The 22893-nt window shown below is 49.8% G+C and carries 18 protein-coding genes; 16 read left to right on the top strand and 2 right to left on the bottom strand.

Annotation, left to right across the window (positions count from 1 at the left end; genetic code table 11):
• Window positions 1–56 precede the first annotated feature (56 nt).
• The 10 genes from GPL15_RS12615 to GPL15_RS12570 all read left to right on the top strand — a co-directional run bounded on the left by GPL15_RS12615 (window position 57) and on the right by GPL15_RS12570 (window position 11356).
• The gene (locus GPL15_RS12615) at window positions 57–1733 is read left to right on the top strand and encodes an ABC transporter substrate-binding protein (RefSeq protein ID WP_215699025.1); all 1677 of its coding nucleotides are present in this window, start codon (window positions 57–59) and stop codon (window positions 1731–1733) included.
• Between the two features lie 40 nt (window positions 1734–1773).
• Window positions 1774–2745, top strand: a complete 972-nt coding sequence (locus GPL15_RS12610; protein WP_215699024.1) for an ABC transporter permease — start codon at window positions 1774–1776, stop codon at window positions 2743–2745.
• Window positions 2742–3608, top strand: coding sequence for an ABC transporter permease (locus GPL15_RS12605; protein WP_215699023.1), 867 nt, complete (start codon window positions 2742–2744; stop codon window positions 3606–3608). The genes GPL15_RS12610 and GPL15_RS12605 overlap by 4 nt, the downstream gene beginning before the upstream one ends.
• Before the next feature lie 13 nt (window positions 3609–3621).
• The gene (locus tag GPL15_RS12600) at window positions 3622–4620 is read left to right on the top strand and encodes an ABC transporter ATP-binding protein (RefSeq protein ID WP_215699056.1); all 999 of its coding nucleotides are present in this window, start codon (window positions 3622–3624) and stop codon (window positions 4618–4620) included.
• A gap of 1 nt (window position 4621) precedes the next feature.
• Complete coding sequence (locus tag GPL15_RS12595) at window positions 4622–5572, top strand: oligopeptide/dipeptide ABC transporter ATP-binding protein (protein WP_215699022.1); 951 nt, start codon at window positions 4622–4624, stop codon at window positions 5570–5572.
• 189 nt (window positions 5573–5761) lie between these two features.
• Complete coding sequence (locus tag GPL15_RS12590; protein WP_215699021.1) at window positions 5762–6985, top strand: ROK family transcriptional regulator; 1224 nt, start codon at window positions 5762–5764, stop codon at window positions 6983–6985.
• Between the two features lie 254 nt (window positions 6986–7239).
• Complete coding sequence (locus GPL15_RS12585; protein WP_215699020.1) at window positions 7240–8151, top strand: sugar phosphate isomerase/epimerase; 912 nt, start codon at window positions 7240–7242, stop codon at window positions 8149–8151.
• A gap of 162 nt (window positions 8152–8313) precedes the next feature.
• A complete protein-coding gene (locus GPL15_RS12580; RefSeq protein WP_215699019.1) occupies window positions 8314–9408 on the top strand; it encodes a Gfo/Idh/MocA family oxidoreductase in 1095 nt (364 codons plus the stop codon).
• 12 nt (window positions 9409–9420) lie between these two features.
• A complete protein-coding gene (locus GPL15_RS12575; RefSeq protein ID WP_215699018.1) occupies window positions 9421–10299 on the top strand; it encodes a sugar phosphate isomerase/epimerase in 879 nt (292 codons plus the stop codon).
• The gene (locus tag GPL15_RS12570) at window positions 10283–11356 is read left to right on the top strand and encodes a Gfo/Idh/MocA family oxidoreductase (protein WP_252198365.1); all 1074 of its coding nucleotides are present in this window, start codon (window positions 10283–10285) and stop codon (window positions 11354–11356) included. Before GPL15_RS12575 ends, GPL15_RS12570 begins: the two co-directional genes overlap by 17 nt.
• Before the next feature lie 36 nt (window positions 11357–11392).
• Here the strand turns inward: GPL15_RS12570 and GPL15_RS12565 are convergent, their stop codons facing one another.
• Together GPL15_RS12565 and GPL15_RS12560 are read right to left on the bottom strand one after the other, a co-directional pair.
• Window positions 11393–11881, bottom strand: coding sequence for a hypothetical protein (locus tag GPL15_RS12565; protein WP_215699017.1), 489 nt, complete (start codon window positions 11879–11881; stop codon window positions 11393–11395).
• A gap of 36 nt (window positions 11882–11917) precedes the next feature.
• Window positions 11918–13147, bottom strand: coding sequence for an ROK family transcriptional regulator (locus tag GPL15_RS12560; RefSeq protein ID WP_215699016.1), 1230 nt, complete (start codon window positions 13145–13147; stop codon window positions 11918–11920).
• Window positions 13148–13266: 119 nt separating this feature from the next.
• On the opposite strand from GPL15_RS12560, the gene GPL15_RS12555 reads away from it, so the two are divergent.
• From GPL15_RS12555 to pgmB, 6 genes are all read left to right on the top strand, one after another.
• Window positions 13267–14532, top strand: coding sequence for a glucose-6-phosphate isomerase (locus GPL15_RS12555; protein WP_215699015.1), 1266 nt, complete (start codon window positions 13267–13269; stop codon window positions 14530–14532).
• A 38-nt stretch (window positions 14533–14570) separates the two neighbouring features.
• Window positions 14571–16199: a sulfatase-like hydrolase/transferase gene (locus tag GPL15_RS12550; RefSeq protein WP_215699014.1), complete on the top strand. Its 1629-nt coding sequence runs from the start codon at window positions 14571–14573 to the stop codon at window positions 16197–16199.
• 11 nt (window positions 16200–16210) lie between these two features.
• Complete coding sequence (locus tag GPL15_RS12545) at window positions 16211–18655, top strand: glycoside hydrolase family 3 N-terminal domain-containing protein (RefSeq protein WP_215699013.1); 2445 nt, start codon at window positions 16211–16213, stop codon at window positions 18653–18655.
• Between the two features lie 110 nt (window positions 18656–18765).
• On the top strand, window positions 18766–20274 hold the full coding sequence (locus GPL15_RS12540) for a sulfatase (RefSeq protein ID WP_215699012.1): 1509 nt from the start codon (window positions 18766–18768) through the stop codon (window positions 20272–20274).
• An 18-nt stretch (window positions 20275–20292) separates the two neighbouring features.
• Complete coding sequence (locus tag GPL15_RS12535) at window positions 20293–21990, top strand: glycoside hydrolase family 3 N-terminal domain-containing protein (protein ID WP_215699011.1); 1698 nt, start codon at window positions 20293–20295, stop codon at window positions 21988–21990.
• Between the two features lie 16 nt (window positions 21991–22006).
• Window positions 22007–22672 (top strand): beta-phosphoglucomutase, encoded by a 666-nt coding sequence (gene pgmB, locus GPL15_RS12530; protein ID WP_215699010.1) that lies wholly within the window; start codon window positions 22007–22009, stop codon window positions 22670–22672.
• The last annotated feature ends 221 nt before the right edge of the window (window positions 22673–22893 follow it).

Raw genomic sequence — 22893 nt, 5'->3', positions numbered from 1 at the left:
TGCTGATATTCGGAGAAGGAGCAGGACGGGGCAATTGGCAAAAGGAGGAAATTTATATGAAGAAAAGTATCAGCAGGCTGGCATCTCTTGCTTTAGCGGCATCCCTTATGGCTGTTTCTGTGGCCGGATGCGGCGGTTCTAAAACCTCAGCCGGCAATAGCGGCAGCACAACAGCAGCGGCATCGGGAGCTGAAACCACTGCGGGAGGACAAACCGCCCCAGCCACACCTGAGACGGAACCTGTGGCGGCCAGCAGCACCCTTGGGGGAAAAACACTGAATATAGGATATAATGTATCCATCGATTCCCTTACCTGTTTCCGGTCCAATACGGGACGAAACGCCCCCTATCTTCTGAATTTGTTTGAATCTCTTGCAATTCTTTCACCTGCAAGCGGCAAGATGGAACCATGGGCGGCCAAATCCTGGGAGACAAAGGACGGCGGCTATACATACAGCATTGAAATCTGGGATATGATTACGGACAGTGAAGGAAATAAGATCACCGCGTCCGATGTTGTCTGGTATATCAATACAGCTATGGAGAAAGCTTTAATGCCCAACTTCAGCAAAGTGGAAAGCGTAACCAAGACAGGTGATTATACCTTTGATGTGAAACTGACAACCAATATTGTGGGCGCATTTGAGGCTCTCTTATTCGATACAAAGATCATTTCAGAAAGCGCTTTTAAAGCCAGTTCTGATGAGTTCGCAACCAAAGCTGTGACGACCTCAGCTTATGAATGTACGGAGTTCACTCCCGGCAACAGCATTGGTTTCACCAGACGGGATGATTACTGGCAGACCGATATTGAGGCGCTTCCTGAGTGTGTGCGTCCTTTGGTAAAACAGTTAAACTACAGCATTATTACAGAAGCTTCCCAGTTGGGAATTGCCCTTGAAACAGGAACCGTTGAGCTGGGCATCGATGTGGATTCCACCACAGGAGCACAGTTTGTAGGCAATGATCAGTTTGTCGTCAATTTAACTGATGGACAGCAGGGCTGGGAGATGTTCTTCTCAGGAGCGGAAAGCCGTGTAGTTGCTGAAGACCAGAATCTGCGCCAGGCCATCTGCTATGCCATTGACGCACAGGGACTGATAACCGGCCTTTGTTCCGGCTACGGCACCCAGATGTGGGATGTATGCCCTCCTGACAGAATCGGCTTCCTTGAGAAATGGAAAAATGAACCCTATTATGAATATGACGTGGAAAAAGCAAAAGAACTGCTGGCAGCTTCCAATTACAATGGAGAGACACTGACCATTCTTTGTTCTTCCAGCACATTTGTTTCAAGACTGGCCCAGATGATCCAGAATTACCTGGCGGCAGTGGGCATTAAAGCAGAGCTTTACAGTGTGGATATGGCGCTTTTGACCTCAATCCGTCTGGATGGAACCAAGTATGACATGTTCTTAAATACCATCGGTGGAACCTACCTTCCGGATCACTGGACCATCCGTTATGACCCGGCCGCTTATGAAACAGGGGACGCTACAAGCCGTCATGACTACGATCTGGCTGAGCTTTTATACAAAACCTGGACAGTAGACGGATTTACGGAAGAGAATATTGATGAGGTTCATAACTACATCAAAGAATCTGCAATCGCATATGGCCTTGTAAACCCACAGTCCTTTACAATCTGGCGCAATGACGCCGGCCTTGTAAAAGAGGTGAGAGGCGGACTTACAAACTATGTAAACCCGGCAGCCTGCCAGTTTACAGAATAGGAAACTGTTTCTTTTTTGGAAATCAACTTGGAGGGGACTTATGCTCAGATATATAGGAAAACGATTATTATGGATGATTCCCATTGTCCTCGGTGTTACCATCCTGGTTTTTACCATGATGACATTCTGCCCCGGCGATCCGGCGGAGATTATTCTCGGCACAACCGCAACAGAAGCGGATCTGGTGGCAAAGAGAATTGAACTGGGCCTCGATAAACCTTTTGTCGTGCGCCTGGCAACCTATATGAGTGATGTATTTATTCACTTTGACTTTGGAAAATCCTGGATTACTAATGTAGATATTATCTCTACAATTATGGACCGTATGCCGCGTACCCTGACGCTTACGGTGGTAACTCTGCTGGTTGCCTTCGGCCTGGGCATACCTCTCGGCATTATGGCGGCAACCCATCAGAACCGCTGGCAGGATCATGTATCCATGGTATTGGCTTTGATTGGTGTTGCGATTCCCAACTTCTGGCTGGCCCTGCTGTTGGTACTGCTGTTTTCCGTAAAGCTTGGCTGGCTTCCGGCCATGGGCATAGGAACCGGTATTGCCGGACTGAAATACTACATACTGCCGGCCATTGCCAACTGCGCGGGCGCCCTTGCCAACTGTGCCCGTCAGACCCGTTCTTCTATGCTGGATGTAATTCGGGCGGATTATATTACGACAGCCCGTTCTAAAGGAGTTCCGGAAAATGCGGTAATTGTTAAACATGCCCTTAAAAATGCCCTGATTCCCATCATCACCATGATGGGAACCGCCTTCGGACGGCTTTTGGGCGGGGCCATGATCATTGAAACGATTTTTTCTATCCCGGGTATGGGTACTTATATCATCGGCGCGGTCAATAACCGTGACTATCCGATTGTACAGGGCGGAACCATCATCCTGGCAATTTCATTCAGCCTTATGATGCTGTTGATCGATTTGCTTTATGCGGCTGTGGACCCACGAATTAAGGCCCAGTATTCTACCGTAAAAAAAGGAAAGAAGGTGAAGAAATGACTTCTGAAAAACCTAGAAAAAGGCAGACCGAATTTGCCCGTGTTATGAAACAGCTTAGAAAGAATAAGGTAGCCATGTTCGGTCTTGCTGTTTTACTGGTTGAATTCGTTCTGGCCCTGCTTTCCCCATGGATTATACCATATGACTATACGGCCATGGATATGCTGAATTGTTTTTCGGGGCCATCCTCATCTCATTTCTTTGGATGTGATGATATGGGGCGTGATATTTTCAGCCGTGTTCTTTACGGAGGAAGATTTTCCATCTCCATCGGCATTATTGCCGTTGCGATTTCCACCACACTTGGTATCTGCATAGGCGCTGTGGCCGGCTTTTTCGGGGGCCAGGTGGATAATGTGATCATGCGCCTTTTGGATATCATACAGGCAATTCCCGGCATGCTTTTAATGATCGTTATTTCCGCAGTTTTAGGACCTGGCTTTTTCAATACGATTATCGCTATGTCGGTTGGCAGCATACCGGGCATGGCGCGTATGCTCCGCGCCCAGATGATGAAGGAGAGGGACAATGAATATATTGAAGCCGCCCAGTCCATTAACTGCAGTAAGCGGCGGATCATTATCAACCACCTGCTTCCCAACTGTATTTCCCCAATTATTGTACAGGCAACCATGGGAGTGGCCCAGACCATTACCCTGGCGGCCGGACTGAGCTTTATCGGTCTTGGCGTACAGCCGCCTACCCCGGAATGGGGGGCCATGCTGTCCGCTTCACGCCAGTTCATCCGTCAGGCTCCGCATCTGGTCATCTTCCCCGGATTAGCCATTGCCGTTACCGTATTGGCACTGAATCTGCTGGGCGACGGGCTCAGGGATGCGCTGGATCCGAAATTAAAGAATTAAGGAGGGGAAAATGATGTCTGAGAATACAAAAAACAATATGCCATTCCTTTCCGTAAAGGATCTTGTGGTGGAATATAAATCAGATGACCAGATCGTACATGCGGTCAACGGCGTTTCCATTAATCTGGAACGGGGCAAGACCGTGGGGCTGGTTGGAGAAACCGGCGCAGGAAAAACGACAATCGCCAAATCGATCCTGCAGATTTTACCGGATATCGGATGCAGGATCGCGGGCGGAAAAATATTTCTGGACGGTGAAGATGTGCTGGCCATGCCGGAACATGATTTAAGGAAAATACGCGGAAATAAGGTATCCATGATCTTTCAGGATCCTATGACCGCATTAAACCCGGTTCAGCGTGTAGGAGAACAGATTGCTGAGGTAATCCGTCTTCATAATGACGGGAAAACGGACTGTGAAGCACGGGCTAAGGAAATGCTGGAAATCGTAGGCATTCCTGCGGAGCGCTATTATGAATATCCGCACCAGTTTTCAGGCGGAATGAAGCAGCGCGTTGTGATCGCCATCGCTTTAGCCTGCAACCCGGATCTGCTGCTTGCGGACGAGCCCACAACGGCTCTTGATGTGACCATCCAGGCTCAGGTTATGGATCTGATCGGGGATTTGCAGAAAAAATATAATACGGCGATGGTGCTGATCACCCATGATATGGGCGTAGTTGCCCAGGTCTGTGACGATGTGGCTGTTATCTATGCCGGAAATATTGTGGAATACGGTACGAAAGAGCAGATTTTTGACCATCCGTCCCATCCGTATACGATCGGCCTGTTTGGCGCCATTCCGGACATGAACGAGGATGAAATCTGGCTGCACCCCATTGAAGGACTTCCGCCGGATCCCACCGATCTGCCGAAAGGATGTGCGTTCAGCCCCCGCTGCAAGTATGCTTCGGATGAATGCCGCAAAGAACCCATTTCCGTCTATCAGACAGAGGACGGCCATGAGTGCCGCTGCTGCCGTTTAGATGAGATCAGAGAGCAGGAGGGTTGATATGGTACCGGTAATCGAAGTTCAGAATTTAAAAAAATATTTCCAGACACCACGCGGGCTTCTCCATGCTGTGGATGATGTTACATTTACAATTGATGCGGGAAAGACGCTGGGGGTTGTAGGTGAATCAGGATGCGGAAAGTCCACCCTGGGCAGGACGATTATCCATCTTCACGAAAGCACCTCGGGCAGAATTCTGCTGGAGGGGCAGGATGTTACCAAGGTCACAGGAAAGGATTTGAAATTAGCCCGGGAAAAGATGCAGATCATTTTTCAGGATCCCTATTCCTCTCTGGATCCCAGAAAATCCATAGACAGCACGATCCGTGAACCTCTTATGGTTTCCAAACGGTTTTCCAAGAAGGAAACCGAAGACAGGACAAGGGAGCTGATGGAGCTGGTTGGTATCGACGAGCGCCTTCAGAAGGCATATCCTCATGAACTGGACGGAGGCCGCCGGCAGCGTGTGGGCATTGCCAGGGCTTTGGCTCTGGATCCCAAGTTCATTGTGTGTGACGAGCCGGTGTCGGCTCTGGACGTTTCCATCCAGGCCCAGGTATTGAACCTGTTAAAGAAGCTGCAGATGGATCACGGCCTCACCTATATGTTTGTAACCCATGATATGTCGGTGGTGCGCCATATTTCCGACGATATCTGCGTGATGTATCTGGGACAGGTGGTGGAGAAATGTTCTTCGAAAGAGCTTTTCAAATCCCCTCTTCATCCATATACCAAAGCTCTGCTTTCTGCCATTCCGTCTGTGGATATCCATCACCCCACAAAACGGGAGATTTTAAAGGGAGAGATCACATCCCCCATTAATCCGAAACCGGGATGCCGGTTTGCGGCCCGCTGTCCTTTTGCGACAGAAGCATGTCATGAGCAGCAGAAGCAGGAAGAGGTATCAAAGGGACATTTTGTAACCTGCTGCAGGGTACATGAGGTAAACTGATCCAGAACCTATTTATATAGAAGGAACAAAGCCGGACGGCGCAGGAATCTGACGCGTTGTCCGGCCTTTTGGATTCATTCTGTTATGAACGGTCAGGAGCCAGTCAGGAACTAATATCATGTTAGGCTGGAAAAACCTAATAAATACGTTTATAATAGTTTTTAAATAAGTACAGTCGAGGAGGTAGACATGAACGTAAAATCGGGGCTGAATCAGACGAGAATGAAAGCAGATAATTACGCGGCCATTTTGGGGACGATTTATAAAGAGGGTCCAATTACCAGGACCGAAATTGCCAGACAGTTGGAAGTGGCGCTGCCAACGGTAACGACTACCATAAAGTCATTGCTGGATACAGGAATTTTAAAGGAGGTGCCGTTAAAGGAGCAGAACAATGCGCTGGGCAGAAGGGCGGCGGCCATTGATTTTGAAGAGACGGCAGGATATGCGCTGGGGATTGAATGGGGGCCGATCGGCATTATCTTATACATCTCCGATTTGAGAGGAAAGCAGATTGCCGTTAAAAAACACAAAATGAAGGTGATTGGCTGCAGTTATGATACTATGCTTTCGGAAACAAAACAGTGTGTGGATGAAATTCTGAGTGAAAATGAGATAAATGAAGAATCCATAATTGGAATCGGATGGGCAACGCCTGGAATGGTGGATTCCCAGAGCGGCATGCTGGTCTGCAGTTCCATGACGGGAACCGGCTGGGAGGATCTTCCGGTTAAAAAGGATTTGGAAGAACTGCTGAATTATCCGGTCATTGTGGAGAATCATGTGAGAGCCCGGGCCGTCGGCCAGGACATGTTTGAGCGTGAAAACAGGCCGGATGTCTATCTGTACTATTTTGCCCAGATGGGCATTTCCTGCTGTGTCATGTCGGATGGGGAGCCGTTTGGACGGGAACATTTTGGAACCGGGGATATCGGACATACGATCATGGATATTGACGGGCCTGTCTGCAACTGCGGTAAGCGGGGGTGCCTGCAGACTTTTATTGGCGAGAATGCAATCCGGGAGAGCGCGGCTCATCAGATCGAGTTAGGAAAGGCAAAGCAGCTGAAGGAAATCTGTGAAAATCCCCAATACCCTGAGATTGAAGAAATTGTCAATGCGGTGGATATGGGAGACGACCAGTTAAAGCAGGCCCTTCTTCCGGCGGTCAGGTATATGGGGATATCCATTGCAAACATTATAAACCTGTTAAATCCTCAGCTTGTGATTGTGGACTGCGCGCTGTTTAACGGGCGTGTTTTGAGAAAGTATCTTGACCAGGTGATTTATGAACATAACTATTTCCGGAGCCATTTGGATGTGGAAGTGCAGTATGTGGACGCAAACCGGTATACGGGGGCCCGGGGATGCTGCGCTCTGGTGGTTCAGGAACTGCTGGGCGGGCGGCTGTAGGCAATTTTTTTTTTAAAACTGAGTGTGAAGGCATTTTCAGAAATCCCTTGACGTTTTAAATTAAAACGTCAAGGGATTTTTGAAAATGCCTTCACGCTTTTATGCGAATCTCCATGTCAATTCTGAACTGTTACGAAGTCCTGAAATTAATGTACAAAAAATACAGTTATCTACTTGACTATACTGGATAAAAGTGCTAGCATATAATTAATTAAATAAATTAATAAAATGAATTGCAATGGAGGAGAATGGATATGGAACTTGGTTTTTTAACCAACAGCCTGGTGGAGGAAGCCAAGCGGCAGGGCAGCGGGGAATTTCAGAGCCTTGACCAGGTTGCGGCCTGGGCGGTGGAACATGGGTTTACGGATCTGGAATGCGGCCCGTCCCTGGCGCTGGATGAAAGAGGATATGAAAAGGTGCTCTCGGAAGGGAAGATACATATTACGGCATTGATTTACTGCCGCAACTATCTTAGCAGCGATGAAGATGAGGCGAAGGAGCACATCGCCCAGTTAAAAAAGAGGATTGCATTTGCCGGGAGAATGGGAATTGAAAAGGTGATCACATCCACAGGCATCAATAAAACAGTGGAAGAAGGGATTTATGACCGCGATCCGGCGGTGAAGGACCGTGGAAATATGATACGGAGAATCCCTGTAAGGAGTATGGAACAGTTTTTGGAAACTTTTAAGCCGGTTTTAGAACTGGCGGAGAAGAACCACGTGAAGATCTGTTTTGAGAACTGCCCGCTGATGGGAAATATCGCGGTCTCTCCGGTGATGTGGCGGCGGATATTTGAACAACTGGACAGTGAAATGGTGGGGCTGGCCTATGATCCCAGCCATCTGGTTTGGGAAATGATCGATCCGTATGAGCCGGTCCAGGAGTTCGGCAGCCGTATTTTCCATTTCCATGCAAAGGACACCGCGATTGACCGGGAGAGGCTGAAACAGACGGGAATCCTTACGGACTTCAGTTGGTGGACGTACAGGATTCCGGGGAGGGGCGAGATTGACTGGGGCAGGATGTTTGGAGAGCTGAAGAAAATTAATTATAAAGGAACCGTCAGCATTGAACATGAGGATAAGGACTATGAAGGAAGCCTTGAGGCGGTTTCAGAGGGGATTTTAAAGTCCAGAGAGTTCCTGAACCAATATCTGTAAAAATAAACGGCGGCAGCATGTTCTGCGCCGTCTGAAACAGAGAGAACAATAAAAACAGAGAGAACAATAAAAACAGAAAGAACAATTAAAACAGAAGGAACAATTAAAACAGAAGGAACAATAAAACCGGATAGCACAATCAAAAACAGAAGGAGAAAAAATATGATTCGTATAGGTATTATCGGAGTAGGAAACACCATTGGAATTGCAGGATTTCACATCAGGTCTTATAAGCTCTGTGAGGACGCGGTGATCACCGCCGTATATGATATTCTTCCCGAACGGGCCCGGAATTACATCGACAAGTTTGAATTAAAAGACGCCCAGGTCTGTAAAAATGAGCAGGAAGTCTTTGAAAAATGTGACGCGGTCAGTATCTGCACCCCCAACGGAACCCACGTGGAACTGGCGGTGGCAGCATTAAAAGCGGGCTGCCATGTGCTCTGCGAAAAGCCCTTTGCCCCCACTGCCGAAGACTGCAGGGAAGCGGTGAAATATGCGAAGCTGACGGATAAAGTGGCTATGATCGGCCTTTGTTACCGGGATATTCCCGGATTCGTTTACATGAAGCAGCTGATTGACGCAGGGAAAATCGGAAACGTATTTTTTGTACGGGAAGAGCAGGGCGGAGACCGCATTGCGAACCCGGATGTGAAGCTGGAATGGAGGATGCAGGAGGACTTGTCGGGCCCCGGGGCTTTGGCCGACTTCGGAAGCCATATGATGGATATCTGCGATTACCTGCTTAGGGATTCCTGCGGCAGGATCCGGGAAATCCAGTGTATGCAGGACATTCTGATCCGGGAGAGAGAGGTCATCGGCAAACCGGGAGTTATGGGAAAGGTGACCAACGATGATGTGGCATGCTGGACCTGCCGGACGGAAAAAGGGACGCTTTACAACTTCACGGCCAGCAGAATCGGCGCCACATTTATGCTGGAAATCGTGGGCGCAGGCGGAAAGATGATATTTAACGGGGCCAGGCCCTTTGAGCTGACTTTGCAGTTAAAAGATCAGGACGGCGGCTATCAGTCGGCTCCCCAGGTGGTTCCCGTACCGGAAGACTGCTTTGGGCCCGATGCCGCCGCGCCGAGAGAGCCGATGGCCATTAATTTCTATTATGAAATACGTCAGTTTTTGGATGCCATTCAGAAGAAGAGGGATACGGAACTCACCTTTGAGCGGGGCCGTTATATCCAGGAGCTGATCCAGGCCGCGCAGAAATCAGCGGATACAGGAGAAATCGTCAGAGTTTAGGAGGAAAGAGATATGAGATTTGGAGCGCATTGTGTTTTATATGGGGCTGAACTGGGTGATGATCCGCAGAAAGTGATTGGGACGCTGGCCGGAACCGGGGCAGAAGGCTGTGAGCTGGGCCAGAGGTTTTTTGGTTTGGAGCGCAGGGGAGAACTGGAAAAGATCCTTGCGGACAACCACATGGAGCTGGCGGGAATGCACTGCAACAATTTCCGGTTAATGGATCTTTTGGAAAATCCCCAGGCCGCCAGGGAGGCCCTGGAGGCGGTGGCGGAGTTTGTGGCTCCTTTAAAGAATAAAAATATCATTGCCACCGGCATGGTGCCCATGGAGGAGATCAGGGATCTGCCGATCCGCAGCGGCGCGCCGGCCCCTGAGCTTCATGATAAGGAAACGGTAAAGCAGATGGCCCTGACTTTAAATGACATCGTAAAAGGCATTAAGGAGGCTTACGGAGTACAGGTCCAGTACCACAACCACAGTTGGGAATTTGCGGATGACGGGCTGATCTGGTTTGCCCTGGCGGATTACGCCCCGGATTTGAAATTCGCTCTGGATACCGGATGGGCGGCCGCTTCGGGATTCCAGCCTTTGAATTTGATTAAAAAGTATCCGGGCAGGTTTGAGTACATCCATTTGAGGGATTACCGGACTGAGGGAGATCCCCTTGACTATTCTTTCAACCAGGTACATAAAAGCTTTATCGATTTGGGAACCGGCATGATGGGATATCCTGAACTGATCCGTCAGTTGAAAAAGGAATTAAAGGATGACGCATGGGCCATTGTGGAGTATGAGATCGGAAACTTCGATCAGAACAGCTATGTTGGAGCGGTCAATTATTTAAAGGGGCTTCAGGATATGGCGGATCTTTATGGAAAAGAGGAATAGACAGGTGAAAAAGCTGAGAGTTGCCGTAATCGGCTGCGGACGGATTTTCTCCGTGTATGAAGGGGCGTTTCTAAAGCTTGCGGATGAGATGGAGCTGGTGCTTGCCATGGATAAGGAGATATCCAGGGCTCAGGCCGCGGCTGCGGGCCGCCCGGGGTGTATTGCCTCGGACCGCGTTGGGATTTTGGAATTTAAGGATATTTTAAACCGGGTGAAGCCGGATTTGATTCATATTTTGCTGCCTCATTTTCTTCACGGAAGATACGGGATGGCAGCTATGGAGTGCGGAGTCCATGTTTTGACGGAAAAACCAGTTACCATCACCCTTTCGGAGGCGGATGAGCTGATTGCGGTACAGAAAAAGACGGGGATGCAGCTCGGAGTGATTTTCCAGAACCGTTACATAAATGGCGTGCAGAGGGTGCGCAGGCTGATAGAAAGCGGGGAGCTTGGAACGGTGAAAGGAGCTTTTTCCACGCTGAACTGGTTCCGCCCGCCCAGTTACTATGAATGTGACTGGAAAGGGAAATGGGAGACAGAGGGCGGAGGCGTGATCATTGACCAGGCCATTCATTCCATCGACCTGGTGCGCTATATGACCGGTTTAGAAGCGGTTAAGATCATGGGCCATACGGCGAGACGGGTCCTGACAGGGATCGAGGTGGAAGACGAAGCCGACGCGGCCATATGGCTGGACAACGGAGCGGTGTACTCCTTTTACGCCTGTAACTATTTTACCACGAACAGCCCCATCCGGGTGGAAATCAGCTGTGAAAACGGCGCCGCCGTGCTGACCCACGACCTTATGGAGATCAGTTGGAAAGACGGCAGGAGGGAAGAAATACTGCCGGATGCGGATGGAAGCGGCAGAGGGGAAAGCTATTGGGGAAGCTGTCATTATACCCAGATCAGCCAGTGCTATCATGCGCTGATGGAGGGAAGGCCCATGCCATGGGCTCCTGAGGACGCGAAGAAGACCTTAGCGATTGTACAGGGGATTTATGAATCCGCCAGAATACAGGGGGCTGTGGATCCACGGGGGACTGTGGAACTTTAAAGGCCCTCCCCGTAAGGGGAAGGCCTGTTTTATCAATCAGATCTTTAAGCTGCCTGTGTTGTATTTCTGAACTTTTTTGCCGTACATGGTCTGGATGAAGTCCATGCGGTATTTGTCATGTTCCAGATAGATTTTATCTTTTGGCGGCCATTTTAACATCATCTGAAAACGCTCTTCGTCGGTCATAGGCGTTTTTGAAAAGTAGATATAGAGGGTGCCGCTTTTTTCCTTATTTCCTTTATTGAAGATCCGCGAACCTGCCACGCCCACTTCACTGATTTCATCCCAGGTAAAGGAGATCGTGGTTTTTCCAAGGACGGAACGGGTGATTCTGTCGGGGTTAATGGTAATTTTGGCCCCGGTGGTGAAGGAAACTTTTAAAAACAGGAGAGCGATGAGGAAAAATACCAGGGCTGATACAGGCCGTCTGATATAGACCAGGCTGCAGGAGATGACAGCGGACACGATAACCGTGCACATGGCTGCGGTAAATTCTACGGGATTGACGAAATACTTTTTTTCCATGGTAAAAGGCTCCTTAACATATTGATGGGTGTTGAATTACTTGATATATTGTTCCAGGTTTGCGCGGATGGCTACGGCGGCAGCCCCTTTCGCGCCGCTGAAATCATCGTAATCGATGAATATGAGCTGAGTTTTCGTATCGGATAAACGGAACTGGTTTTCCCGTATCGTATTGAGGAAATGTTCCTTGTTTTTAGGATTTGAGAAGATCCTTCCTTCGATCAGCATGGAGTGGGGCCGGATCAGATTGTCCACGTTCGCAACCGCGATTCCCAGATAATAGGCGGCGCTGAGAAGAAGTTCGTCGCAGAAGGGATCTCCGTCTTTCTGGGCCTGCACAATCTGGGGAAATGTGGGGCGGACAATTCCGCCGCAGATGGTTTCAAGAACCGGGGCATTTCCCTCTTTCAGGGCCTCAAAACATTGGTCTGCGATGCTGCGCTCGCCGGCCAGGCTGTGTAAGGTTCCCATGCTTCCCAATTCATTTCTGGGTTTGCTGGGATCGATGATCATGTAGCCCACCTCGCCGGGGCCCACGGGATTGCTCAGCATCGTGGAGTTATTGAGGATCAGCGGACAGGCGATACCGCTGAAAATGTACATATAGGTAAATGACGGAATATCCCGGAGAAGGTCTTTCCGGAATAACTGTGCGCCATAGGCCCGGGCCAGGGTATTGTTTTCCACGCTGATTGGGCCTTTAAAACCGGTCAGCCGCTTCACATCGCTGAGGATGTCCTTATTATACCAGTTGTTCTGGCGGTGGGCGCCAAGGGTGCCGCTGACCGGATCGATGATACCGGGCAGACAAATGCCGATTCCGCACAATTTTTCCTCAGGTACCAGGTCTGAATGCAGGACCTTATGTATCATCCGGCAGGTGTGGTCCATGCATTCATTATAATCGGTATAATCCGTATTATCAACCTCAGAGTAGATCACCTCGCCACGGTAATTGGTAATGCAGAGATGGCGGAAGAGCCTGCGGAATTCGACGCCGATGAAATACCCGGCGTTGCTGACGATATTGACCGCATTGGCCCTGCGCCCCAGGCTCAGGGAGGAACCTTCTTTGGCTGGCAGCTCTTCCAGCAGCCCGGACGCAATCATGCTGCTGATATTGGTGGTGATGGTGGGAAGAGTGAGGGAAAGTTTTTCTGCGATTCCAGCCCTGGTGATGGGGCCGTATTCATAAATCATCCTTCGGATTGCCGCCTGGTTCGCCACTTTAACCCTGGGAAGATTATTGCCAGGTATATTTTCCATAAAAAACACCCCCCTATATTTCATGTATTTTATGCATTCTATATATTTTAAATTAATTTAATAAATTAATTATAGCAAATGAAAAATACAAAGTCAATACAGCAGAAAGGAAGGAACAAATGGAAGTTCAATTGAATCTGGACTATGCCGCATCCTGCCTGAATCCCTCTGAATTGGAGGAACAGCAGAAAGCCGCGGTTAACATATGTAAAAGTATATTTGAAAAAGAGGACAAAGATAGAGTGCTGGGGTGGAGGACCTTAGAGGAATCCGCCGTCATGCTGGATATCATGGAGCAGAAAGCAAAAAAGGTCAGGATGGATGCGGATATCTTTGTGATCGTCGGGGTGGGCGGCTCCAATCAGGCGGCCCGGGCGGTTATCGAAGCATTTCCGGACCGGAAAGGGCCTGAGATTGTCTATCTGGGAAATACGCTTTCTCCCCATTATATCAGCCAAATGCTGAAGAAGCTGGAAGGAAAGAGCGTCTATATCAATGTGATTGCAAAGAATTTTGAAACTCTGGGACCGGGCAGCCATTTCAGGATTCTGAGGCAGTGGATGAGAGAACGGTATACGAAAGAAGAGATGGCAGAAAGAATCATCCTGACCGGAACTGCCGGTTCCCGGCTTGATGAGATTGCAAAGGAAAACGGATATCTGTTTTTGCCGTTTCCGGAAGCGGTGGGAGGGCGGTATTCCGCATTCACACCGGTGGCATTGTTCCCGCTTCTGGTGTCCGGCCTTGATGTGGACGCCTATCTGCGGGGAGCTGAGGACGCTGTAACGCTGTGCCGGGAAAGGCCGGAGGAAAGCCCGTCCGTCCGCTATGCGGCAGCAAGGAGCCTTTTATATAAGAAGGGATATGACATTGAGATGCTGGTATCATTTGAACCCCAGTTCTATTATTTCGAAAAATGGTGGTGGCAGTTGTTTGGTGAGAGCGAAGGAAAGGATAAAAAAGGAATTTACCCGTCAATGGCCGTCTATTCGGAAGATCTGCACTCCATCGGCCAGTATGTGCAGGACGGACGCAGAAACCTGATTGAGACATTTCTTTCCGCAGAAGACCCCAAAGCGTCGGCCGTAATCCTGCCGGACCCTGAATTCGGCGACCGGTTTGATTATCTGGACAACATGGATTTTGATACCATAAATAAGATCGCTGAAAAAGCCACTATGGAAGCCCATGCAGACGGAGGTGTGCCCTGCGTTGGCATGAAGGTAAAAGAGATTTCGGAAGAGACCTTTGGCGGGTTATTCTATACGTTTATGATGGCCTGTGCCTGTTCCGGCATTCTGACGGGAGTGAACCCCTTTGACCAGGAGGGAGTAGAGGCATATAAGCGCAGCATGTTTCAGGCGCTTGGAAAACCACAGAAGTAACCAATAAATATTGGATGTTTGGAGATAAGGAGATTCAGATGGCAAAAAAACCTCATATTATTATATTTAACCCGGACGAAATGCGCTGGGACACCATGGGGCACATGGGAAATCCCGCGGCCCATACGCCGTTTCTCGATGAATTTGCAGAGAAGGAGGCGGTATCCTTCAGCCGTGCGTTCTGCCAGAACCCGGTCTGTGTTCCCAGCCGGTGCAGCTTTTTCACTGGACTGTATCCCCATGTCCATGGGCACCGTACTATGAGTTATCTGCTCCATCCGGGAGAAGAAAATCTGTTTTCGGAGTTAAAGGACGGGGGCTATTATGTCTGGATGAACGCCAGAAATGATCTGTTTGCCGGTCAGATTGAGGGCTGGAATGAGGCCAATGCGGATACGGTTTTTTATGGGGGAGACGTTCCCAAAGCCCCGGGGACAACGGATCAAGGGGTTTTAAATAAGGAAGAGAAGTATAAATATTCCCATTTTGAAGGAAAACTTGGCCTGGATGAGAACGGAAATAACTATAACGCGGATGACGAGGCGGTAGACGCTGCCGTGGACTTTGTGAAAAATTATGAAAATGACCAGCCGCTGTGCCTGTTTCTGGGGCTGTTATTCCCCCATGTGCCCTATGGGGTGGAGGAGCCTTATTACTCCATGATCGACAGAAAAAAACTGCCTGCCAGAATACGGCCTGAGGATTGTAAGGACAAATCAAAGATGCTGTCCCTGCTGAGAAATTACCAGAAAATGGATGATTATACAGAAGAGGACTGGGATGAGCTGCGGGCGGTCTATCTGGGAATGTGCGCCAAAATCGACGATCAGTTTAAACGCCTCTGCCAGGGCCTGAAAGAAGCGGGGATTTATGATGACTGCGCCATTTTCTTTTTCAGCGACCACGGCGATTTTGACGGAGATTACGGCATCACGGAAAAGGCCCAGTCCAGTTTTGAAGACTGTTTAACCAGAGTTCCTCTTCTGATCAAGCCGCCAAAAGGGGAGGGCCTGGACCCGGGGATAACCGATTCCATGGCGGAACTGGTGGATTTCTATGCGACGGCTGTGGATTATGCCGGGGTGACGCCGAAACGGACGCATTTTGGTAAGAGTTTAAAAGGGGTGGTCGGGAACCGGGCAGAAAAAAACAGGGATTATGTGTTCTGTGAAGGAGGCCGCCTTCCTGAGGAAAAACATTGTGACGAATACCACTCCGCAGGCCCGGACGGCCCGGCTGTCAATTTCGTTTACTGGCCCAAGATGATGGCTCAGACCGATCATGAAGCCCATGCCAAAGCTTCGATGATCAGAAGCCGGGATTATAAATATGTGAGCCGGATTACGGGAGAGGATGAGTTTTACGATTTGAAAAATGATCCCGGTGAGAACGTTAACCAGATTGATAATCCTGCATATAGTGCTGAAATCGCAGCTCTGCGAATCGAATTTATGCGCTGGATGCAGCGGACGGCCGACGTGGTGCCCTATACCTATGACAAACGTTTTACGGATGAAATGATGTGGGCCAAGGTCAAGAATATATGCCCTCCGGGGTACGAGGCGGATGTCAAGGAGAAAATCCGCGGCGGCATGAAGCAGGGGATGCTGTATATGTACCTTGCGAAACTGCGCGATGAAGCGGAAAAAGAGGAAGAAAAGAGATGAGGAGAAAGATTATGGAAATCTATAAAGACAGTACAAAACCGGTGATGGAACGGGTGGAAGACCTGCTTGGCAGAATGACTCTGGAAGAAAAGGCGGCCCAGCTCTGCGGCGACCTGCCCATGGAACTGGTGCAGGACGGAATGCCTTCTGTGGAACTGTTGAAGAAGAAATTCCCCTATGGACATGGGCGCATCACCCAGTACTCCACTATGGGTCTGGCGGATCCGATGAAGATCGCCCTGCTTTCCAATACGCTGCAGAAGTATTTTGTGGAAGAGACCAGGCTGGGGATTCCGGTGGCCCTTCAGACGGAGAACCTCTGCGGGTATCCGGCTATGGGCGGAACCATGTTTCCGGCACAGATCAACCTTTCCTGCACCTGGGAACCGGAGCTGGCGGAGGCCATGAGCAGCATTATTTCCGAAGAATCCAGGGCGGTGGGGATCAATTCTGCCATGAGTCCGGTCATCGATATCGTCCGTGACCACAGATGGGGCCGGGTGTATGAAACCTACGGAGAGGACCCTTACCTGACCAGCCAGATGGGAATTCACTATATTAAGGGGATGCAGAAAGATAAGAAAAACGGGGTGGCCTGTGTCGCCAAGCATTTTCTGGGATATTCCGATTCCCAGGGCGGGCTCAATACGGCGGTCTGCCGGATTCCGGACCGGGAGCTCTACGAAGTGTTTGCGACTCCGTTTGAAGCGGCCATGCGGGAAGCGGATGTCAGTTCGGTTATGGCCAACTACGGGGAAATCGACGGGATGTGCGTGGTGGCAAACAGAAAAATTGCCCACGGCCTGCTTCGGGATACCATGAAATTTGAAGGTATTTTGACATCTGACGGGGCCGGCATTTTAAAAACTTACAAGGATTTCAAAACTGCTGAAACATATGAAGAGGCCGGACTGCTGGCGAAGAAAGCCGGAACCGATACGGAGATACCGGTGGGCAATGCTTTCAGAAAGCTGCCGGATTATGTGAGAGCGGGAAAACTGGATGAAGCCATACTGGACCAGTCGGTGAGGCGTGTTTTGAAAGTGAAATTTGAATATGGGCTGTTTGAGAATCCTTATATCGTTCTGGATCAGGTAAAGGCATCTTTGACAAATGAGGAAAAAAGCGCCCTGTCCCGGGACATTGCCGCAAAATCCCTGGTTCTTCTTAAAAATGAAGGCGTACTGCCTCTGAAACCGGGGACCAAACTGGCCGTAGTGGGGCCCCACAGCGACAGCCTCAGGTACCCGGTCAGCGGATACACCTACCCGGCCTATGTGGAAATGCTGACGGCCGGAAGCGAAGGAGATGAGGTTTCCATCGGCGGCATGGCGGATGAGGCCCAGGGCAGCAGTAAAAAGTCCCAGGACAACCCCTTTGCGGCATTCACCAAAGGCCTGACAAAAGAAGAAAAGGAATCCATCGGGGATATGAACGGAGTGCTCCGATCCATGGGCGCAAGGACGCTGAAAGAAGAGTTATCGGACCGGTTTTTTGTTTCCTATGCCAAAGGCTGTGAGATCAACGATAATGACATTTCCGGTATTCCTGAGGCCGTGAAGGCGGCTGAGGACAGCGATGTGGTGATCATGGCCTGCGGAGGAAACTGCGGCTGGGTGAATGTTACGGGTGGAGAGGGAAAGGACCGGTGCAGCCTGGAACTTCCGGGAGTGCAGCAGCAGCTTCTGGAAGCGGTCTGCGCCGTGGGAAAGCCGGTTGTGCTCATTCTATACGGCCCGGGAATTTTCGCCCTTCCATGGGCTTGTGAACACACGGCAGCCATGATCCAGGCGTGGATGCCGGGACAGTATGCGGCAGAAGTTATGGCGGACGCGTTGGACGGAACCAACAATTTCAGCGGAAAGCTGACCACAACTGTGCCGAGAAGCGTAGGCCAGACGCCGGTTACTTATAACCACCGGATGGGAAGCGGGTATGCGTCCAATACGGATCCCATGGGCAGCCTGATCTTCACAGGCGGTTATGTGGATCAGCCCAGCCAGCCTTTATTCTGTTTTGGACACGGACTGAGCTACACCACATTTGCCCTGTCCGAATTTGCGGTGGAATCCAGGGAAATGGCGACGGACGGAACCATTGTGGTTTCCTGTGCTGTGGCCAATACGGGAGAGCGCCAGGGGGATGAAGTGGTGCAGCTTTATTACCACACCAAGAAAGCCCATGTGGTGCGTCCGGTGAAACAGCTTGCCGGTTTTAAGAAGGTGAGCCTGGAACCGGGAGAGAAGAAGAGGGTTACTTTCAGGCTGAAAACCAGCCAGTTAGGGTATTACAATGAAGAGATGGAATTTGTGGTGGAGCCTACGGTGATGGATATCATGATCGGAACCAGCGCCCACCAGATCGCGTATACCGGAGAAATAACCCTCACCGGTGAGAAGGTAAATGTGATGGGGAGACGGTCCTATACCTGTGAAGCGGATGTTTCAGCAATATAGACAAAAAAAAAATTACATTTAGACAATATGCCTGCTTGTAACCAAAAATACAGTATGTTATACTTTAATAAATTAATTTAATTAATTATATTGACAGGGAGGGTATTAAAATGAAGGCGATTATGGTTATGTACGATTCACTCCGCAGGGATTTAATGTCTGTAAACGGCGGCCCGGTTCCCACGCCGAACTTTGAACGGCTGGCGGCCCATTCCGTACAGTTTGACAAATGCTACGTGGGCAGCCTGCCGTGTATGCCGGCCAGAAGGGAACTGCACACAGGCAGATTAAATTTTCTTCACAGAAGCTGGGGGCCGGTGGAGCCGTTTGACGATTCCATGCCGGAAATCCTGAAAAAGAATGGGATCCATTCCCATCTTGCCACCGATCATTACCACTATATCCAGGACGGCGGGGCTACCTATCATGGACGCTATTCCACATGGGAGTGTTTCCGGGGGCAGGAGAGCGATGCATGGGTTGGCGATTTGACGCCTCATGGTGACAACTTCGCTCCCAATCAGTACAGCCCTGACAGCGCAAGCGGATTCATGAAGGCGAACCGGAGGAGAGTCGGCTGGCAGAATATGAGCAACCGTGAACGGATTCGTTCGGAAAATGACTATCCAATGCATAAAACATTTGACGACGGTCTGGATTTTATTGAGAGGAACAGCGGATATGACAACTGGTTTCTGCAGTTGGAAACCTTTGACCCCCATGAACCGTTTACTTCGCCGGAAAGTTTTATGGCCGGATTTTTAAGCCCTGATGACTATGACAGCCCGGACTGGCCGCAGTATGCCCCGGTCAATGAGAGCAGCAAAGAGATTGAAACGTTGAGAAATAAGTATTTCGCGCTGATGTCCTACTGTGATTACCAGTTAGGACGGGTGCTGGACAAGATGGATGAGCTGGATTTGTGGAAAGACACCCTGCTGGTAGTTAATACGGATCATGGATTTTTCCTGGGCGAACATGAATGGTGGGGAAAAGGTTCCATGCCGGATTATGAAGAGCTGGTACATACGCCCCTTTTCATCTGGGATCCCAGATACGGTGTGAAAGGGGAACGGAGAAATGCCTTGGTGCAGAGCATTGACTTGGCTCCCACCATTCTGGAATTTTTTGATTTAGACCGTCCGGCGGACATGCTGGGCAGACCTCTGGCCGATGTGATAAAAGAAGATGCGCCGGTGCGCAGCCACGTGATATTCGGATACCACGGCGGTCCTGTGGGAATTACGGACGGTTCCCATGTACTGCTGCGGGCGGCTGCGGACCAGTCTGTGAAATGCTATGAATATACGCTGATGCCAACTCATATGAACAGTATGTTCACTGTGGATGAGCTGAAAAATGCCAGCCTCAGCCCTGGCTTTTCCTTTACAAAGGAAACGCCTGTTTTGAAAATTGAAAGTCCGGCCGGCGGCCGGTTTGCGAAGAAGCAGGCGGAACATGCGGATCTGATGTTCGACCTGAATGCTGATCCCGGGGAACTGTCTCCAATCGATGATCCGGTGAAAAAAGAGGAGCTTTTAAAGGCCATGAAAGAGCTGTTTGATGAGAATGATGCGCCGGAAGAAGTTTATGAACGGTACGGAGCGGATAGAAATTAAGGAAGGGAAAGAGTTGTTATGATCGATTTAAAGGCAAACCCATTTTTTCTGGATGACGAGGCTGTGGAATGGGTGGAGAAAACCCGTTCTGCCATGACCGTGGAGGAAAAGGCAGGTCAATTGTTCTGCGTTCTTTTTAAAGAGGCAAAACAGGAAGAGTTTGATTACGTGTTCAATATATTGAAACCCGGCGGCTGCATGTACCGGGTAATCCCCACAAAGCGGGCAGTCGCGGCTACAAAGGAGCTGCAGGGCAGGAGCAGAGTGCCCCTTCTCATCGCTGCGAACCTGGAAAAAGGGGGAAATGGAATCGTAAGTGAAGGCACTTTGGTGGGTTCACCTATGGAAATTGCGGCTGTGGACGATGTGGAAATGGCCGCGAAGATGGCGGAAGCATGCGCCCGTGAGGCGGGCGCTGTAGGAGCTAACTGGGCGTTTGCGCCGATCATCGATATTGACAGCAACTTCAGAAATCCCATCACCAACACCAGAACCTTCGGTTCCGATCCTGAACGGGTGAAGAACATGGGCAGAGCCTATGTGGAGCGGGTACAGAGCCTGGGATTTGCGGCTTCTATTAAACATTTTCCGGGAGACGGGCAGGATGAAAGGGATCAGCATCTGGTGACTTCCATCAATGATATGGACTGCGGCACGTGGATGGATACCTATGGGGCCGCTTACCAGGCGTCTATTGACGCAGGTGCCCTTACGGTTATGGCGGGCCATATTATGCAGCCGGCCTGGACCAGAAAACTGAATCCTTCCATTAAAGATGATGAAATTATGCCGGCCACACTCAGTAAAGAACTGCTTCAGGGGCTTTTAAGGGATAAAATGGGATTCAATGGCCTGATCTGCACAGACGCCACAACCATGGCAGGCTATATGCTGGCTATGAGCCGCAGACAGGCGGTTCCTGAGAGCATTGCCAGAGGCTGTGATATGTTTTTGTTCGCCAGGAATCTGGAAGAAGACTATGGATTTATGCTGGAGGGAATTAAAAACGGCGTCATTACGCCGGAACGTCTGGATGAGGCCGTTACCAGAATCCTTGCCACGAAGGCAGCTTTGGGGCTTCATAAAGGCGTGCCGGAGATCAGCACAGAGGCCGCAGAGAAAATCGTAGGCTGCGAAACCCATAGAAACTGGGCAAAAGAGTGCGCCGACCGGGCTATTACCCTTGTGAAAGAACAGCCGGGAGTCCTTCCGGTTACGCCAGAGCGGTATAAACGGATCTTATTTTATACCATTGAGCCAGGGGAAGGCGGCGAAGGCAATTATAAGGTAAAACCTGCCTGCGCCAAGGTGAAGGAACTGCTGGAAGCAGAAGGGTTTGAGATAACCGACTTCGTGCCCCAGCCCTATGGAGAAGGGTTTACCACCAAATATGAAGAGATTGTAAAGAACTATGACCTGATTTTGTATGTGGCGAATCTCTCCACAAAGAGCAACCAGACGGTGGTGAGGATCGAGTGGAAACAGCCCATGGGAGCGGACTGCGGACATTATCTGAATGACGTTCCGACCGTATTTGTCTCTCTGGAAAACCCATATCATCTGCTGGATTTCCCGAGAGTAAAGACGTATATCAACTGTTACAGCAACAACGATTACTGTCTGGAAGCGCTGGTTGAGAAGCTGGCCGGACGAAGCGAATTTAAAGGCAAAAGTCCGGTGAATCCGTTCTGCGGCAAATGGGATGCCCGCTTGTGAGAGGAAAGGAGAGATCATGAGTACATATAAAGGGTTACTGTTCGATCTGGACGGCGTCATTGTGGATACGGCAAAATACCATTTTATGGCGTGGAAAAGTCTGGCCGATGAGCTGGGGATTTTGTTTACCCAGGAGGATAACGAGCGGCTGAAGGGTGTGAGCCGGATGGCCAGTTTTGAGATCATTTTGGAAATCGGAAAGAAAACCATGTCCCAGGAGGAGAAAGAAGCCTGCTGTGCCAAGAAAAATGAAATTTATGTGGATTACATTAAAAAACTGAGAGAAGACGAGATTCTTCCCGGAGTTCGGGAATTCTTGACGGATGCCAGAGATAAGGGGTATAAAACCGCTTTGGGATCCGCCAGCAAAAATTCCCCCATGATCCTGGAAGGGCTTGGAATCAGGGAACTGTTCGATGCCGTTATTGACGGAACGAAGACAAGCAGGGCGAAACCGGATCCGGAGGTATTTTTAAAGGGGGCCCAGGCGCTGGGGCTCTCAGGTTCTGAATGCATTGTTTTCGAAGACGCGGCCGCCGGTATTCTGGCTGCCCATAACGGCGGAATGAAGGCGGTTGGCATCGGCAGCCCCCAAGTACTCTGTGAGGCGGATCTGGTGATGGCCGGGTTTGAGGGAGTGAAAGTTGAAGACGTGATTGCAAAGCTGGAAACGCGAGCTTAAAACCATAGATGAGATTGGATGTGCGGGGCTATTAGTAAAATAAGATGTGAAAGGGGATTGAAAAACAGAGGTTTTTCGATCCTTTTTCACTATATAGAAATTTCGCCGGATTCTTATTTTGAGGGATGGTGAAGGGGTTTCTTCTATATATAAGGTCTTCTCTAAATAAAGATAAGAACCGCTGGGGCTGGAAAATCGCTGCAACAGTTCAGATAGGTTCA

The organism is Clostridium sp. MCC353 (genome assembly GCF_018785315.1).
Lineage (GTDB): Bacteria > Bacillota > Clostridia > Lachnospirales > Lachnospiraceae > CHH4-2.
Note: the sequence above shows the minus strand (reverse complement) of the source record. Positions and strands in the feature narration are given on the sequence as shown.

Bases quoted from the DNA above. Each gene is read 5' to 3' on its own strand.
- GPL15_RS12545 (WP_215699013.1), top strand. From the start codon at position 16,211: ATGGAAATCTATAAAGACAGTACAAAACCGGTGATGGAACGGGTGGAA.
- GPL15_RS12550 (WP_215699014.1), top strand. From the start codon at position 14,571: ATGGCAAAAAAACCTCATATTATTATATTTAACCCGGACGAAATGCGC.
- GPL15_RS12600 (WP_215699056.1), top strand. From the start codon at position 3,622: ATGTCTGAGAATACAAAAAACAATATGCCATTCCTTTCCGTAAAGGAT.
- pgmB (WP_215699010.1), top strand. From the start codon at position 22,007: ATGAGTACATATAAAGGGTTACTGTTCGATCTGGACGGCGTCATTGTG.
- GPL15_RS12575 (WP_215699018.1), top strand. From the start codon at position 9,421: ATGAGATTTGGAGCGCATTGTGTTTTATATGGGGCTGAACTGGGTGAT.
- GPL15_RS12565 (WP_215699017.1), bottom strand. From the start codon at position 11,881: ATGGAAAAAAAGTATTTCGTCAATCCCGTAGAATTTACCGCAGCCATG.
- GPL15_RS12590 (WP_215699021.1), top strand. From the start codon at position 5,762: ATGAACGTAAAATCGGGGCTGAATCAGACGAGAATGAAAGCAGATAAT.
- GPL15_RS12605 (WP_215699023.1), top strand. From the start codon at position 2,742: ATGACTTCTGAAAAACCTAGAAAAAGGCAGACCGAATTTGCCCGTGTT.
- GPL15_RS12615 (WP_215699025.1), top strand. From the start codon at position 57: ATGAAGAAAAGTATCAGCAGGCTGGCATCTCTTGCTTTAGCGGCATCC.
- GPL15_RS12560 (WP_215699016.1), bottom strand. From the start codon at position 13,147: ATGGAAAATATACCTGGCAATAATCTTCCCAGGGTTAAAGTGGCGAAC.
- GPL15_RS12585 (WP_215699020.1), top strand. From the start codon at position 7,240: ATGGAACTTGGTTTTTTAACCAACAGCCTGGTGGAGGAAGCCAAGCGG.
- GPL15_RS12595 (WP_215699022.1), top strand. From the start codon at position 4,622: ATGGTACCGGTAATCGAAGTTCAGAATTTAAAAAAATATTTCCAGACA.
- GPL15_RS12540 (WP_215699012.1), top strand. From the start codon at position 18,766: ATGAAGGCGATTATGGTTATGTACGATTCACTCCGCAGGGATTTAATG.
- GPL15_RS12610 (WP_215699024.1), top strand. From the start codon at position 1,774: ATGCTCAGATATATAGGAAAACGATTATTATGGATGATTCCCATTGTC.
- GPL15_RS12570 (WP_252198365.1), top strand. From the start codon at position 10,283: ATGGAAAAGAGGAATAGACAGGTGAAAAAGCTGAGAGTTGCCGTAATC.
- GPL15_RS12580 (WP_215699019.1), top strand. From the start codon at position 8,314: ATGATTCGTATAGGTATTATCGGAGTAGGAAACACCATTGGAATTGCA.
- GPL15_RS12535 (WP_215699011.1), top strand. From the start codon at position 20,293: ATGATCGATTTAAAGGCAAACCCATTTTTTCTGGATGACGAGGCTGTG.
- GPL15_RS12555 (WP_215699015.1), top strand. From the start codon at position 13,267: ATGGAAGTTCAATTGAATCTGGACTATGCCGCATCCTGCCTGAATCCC.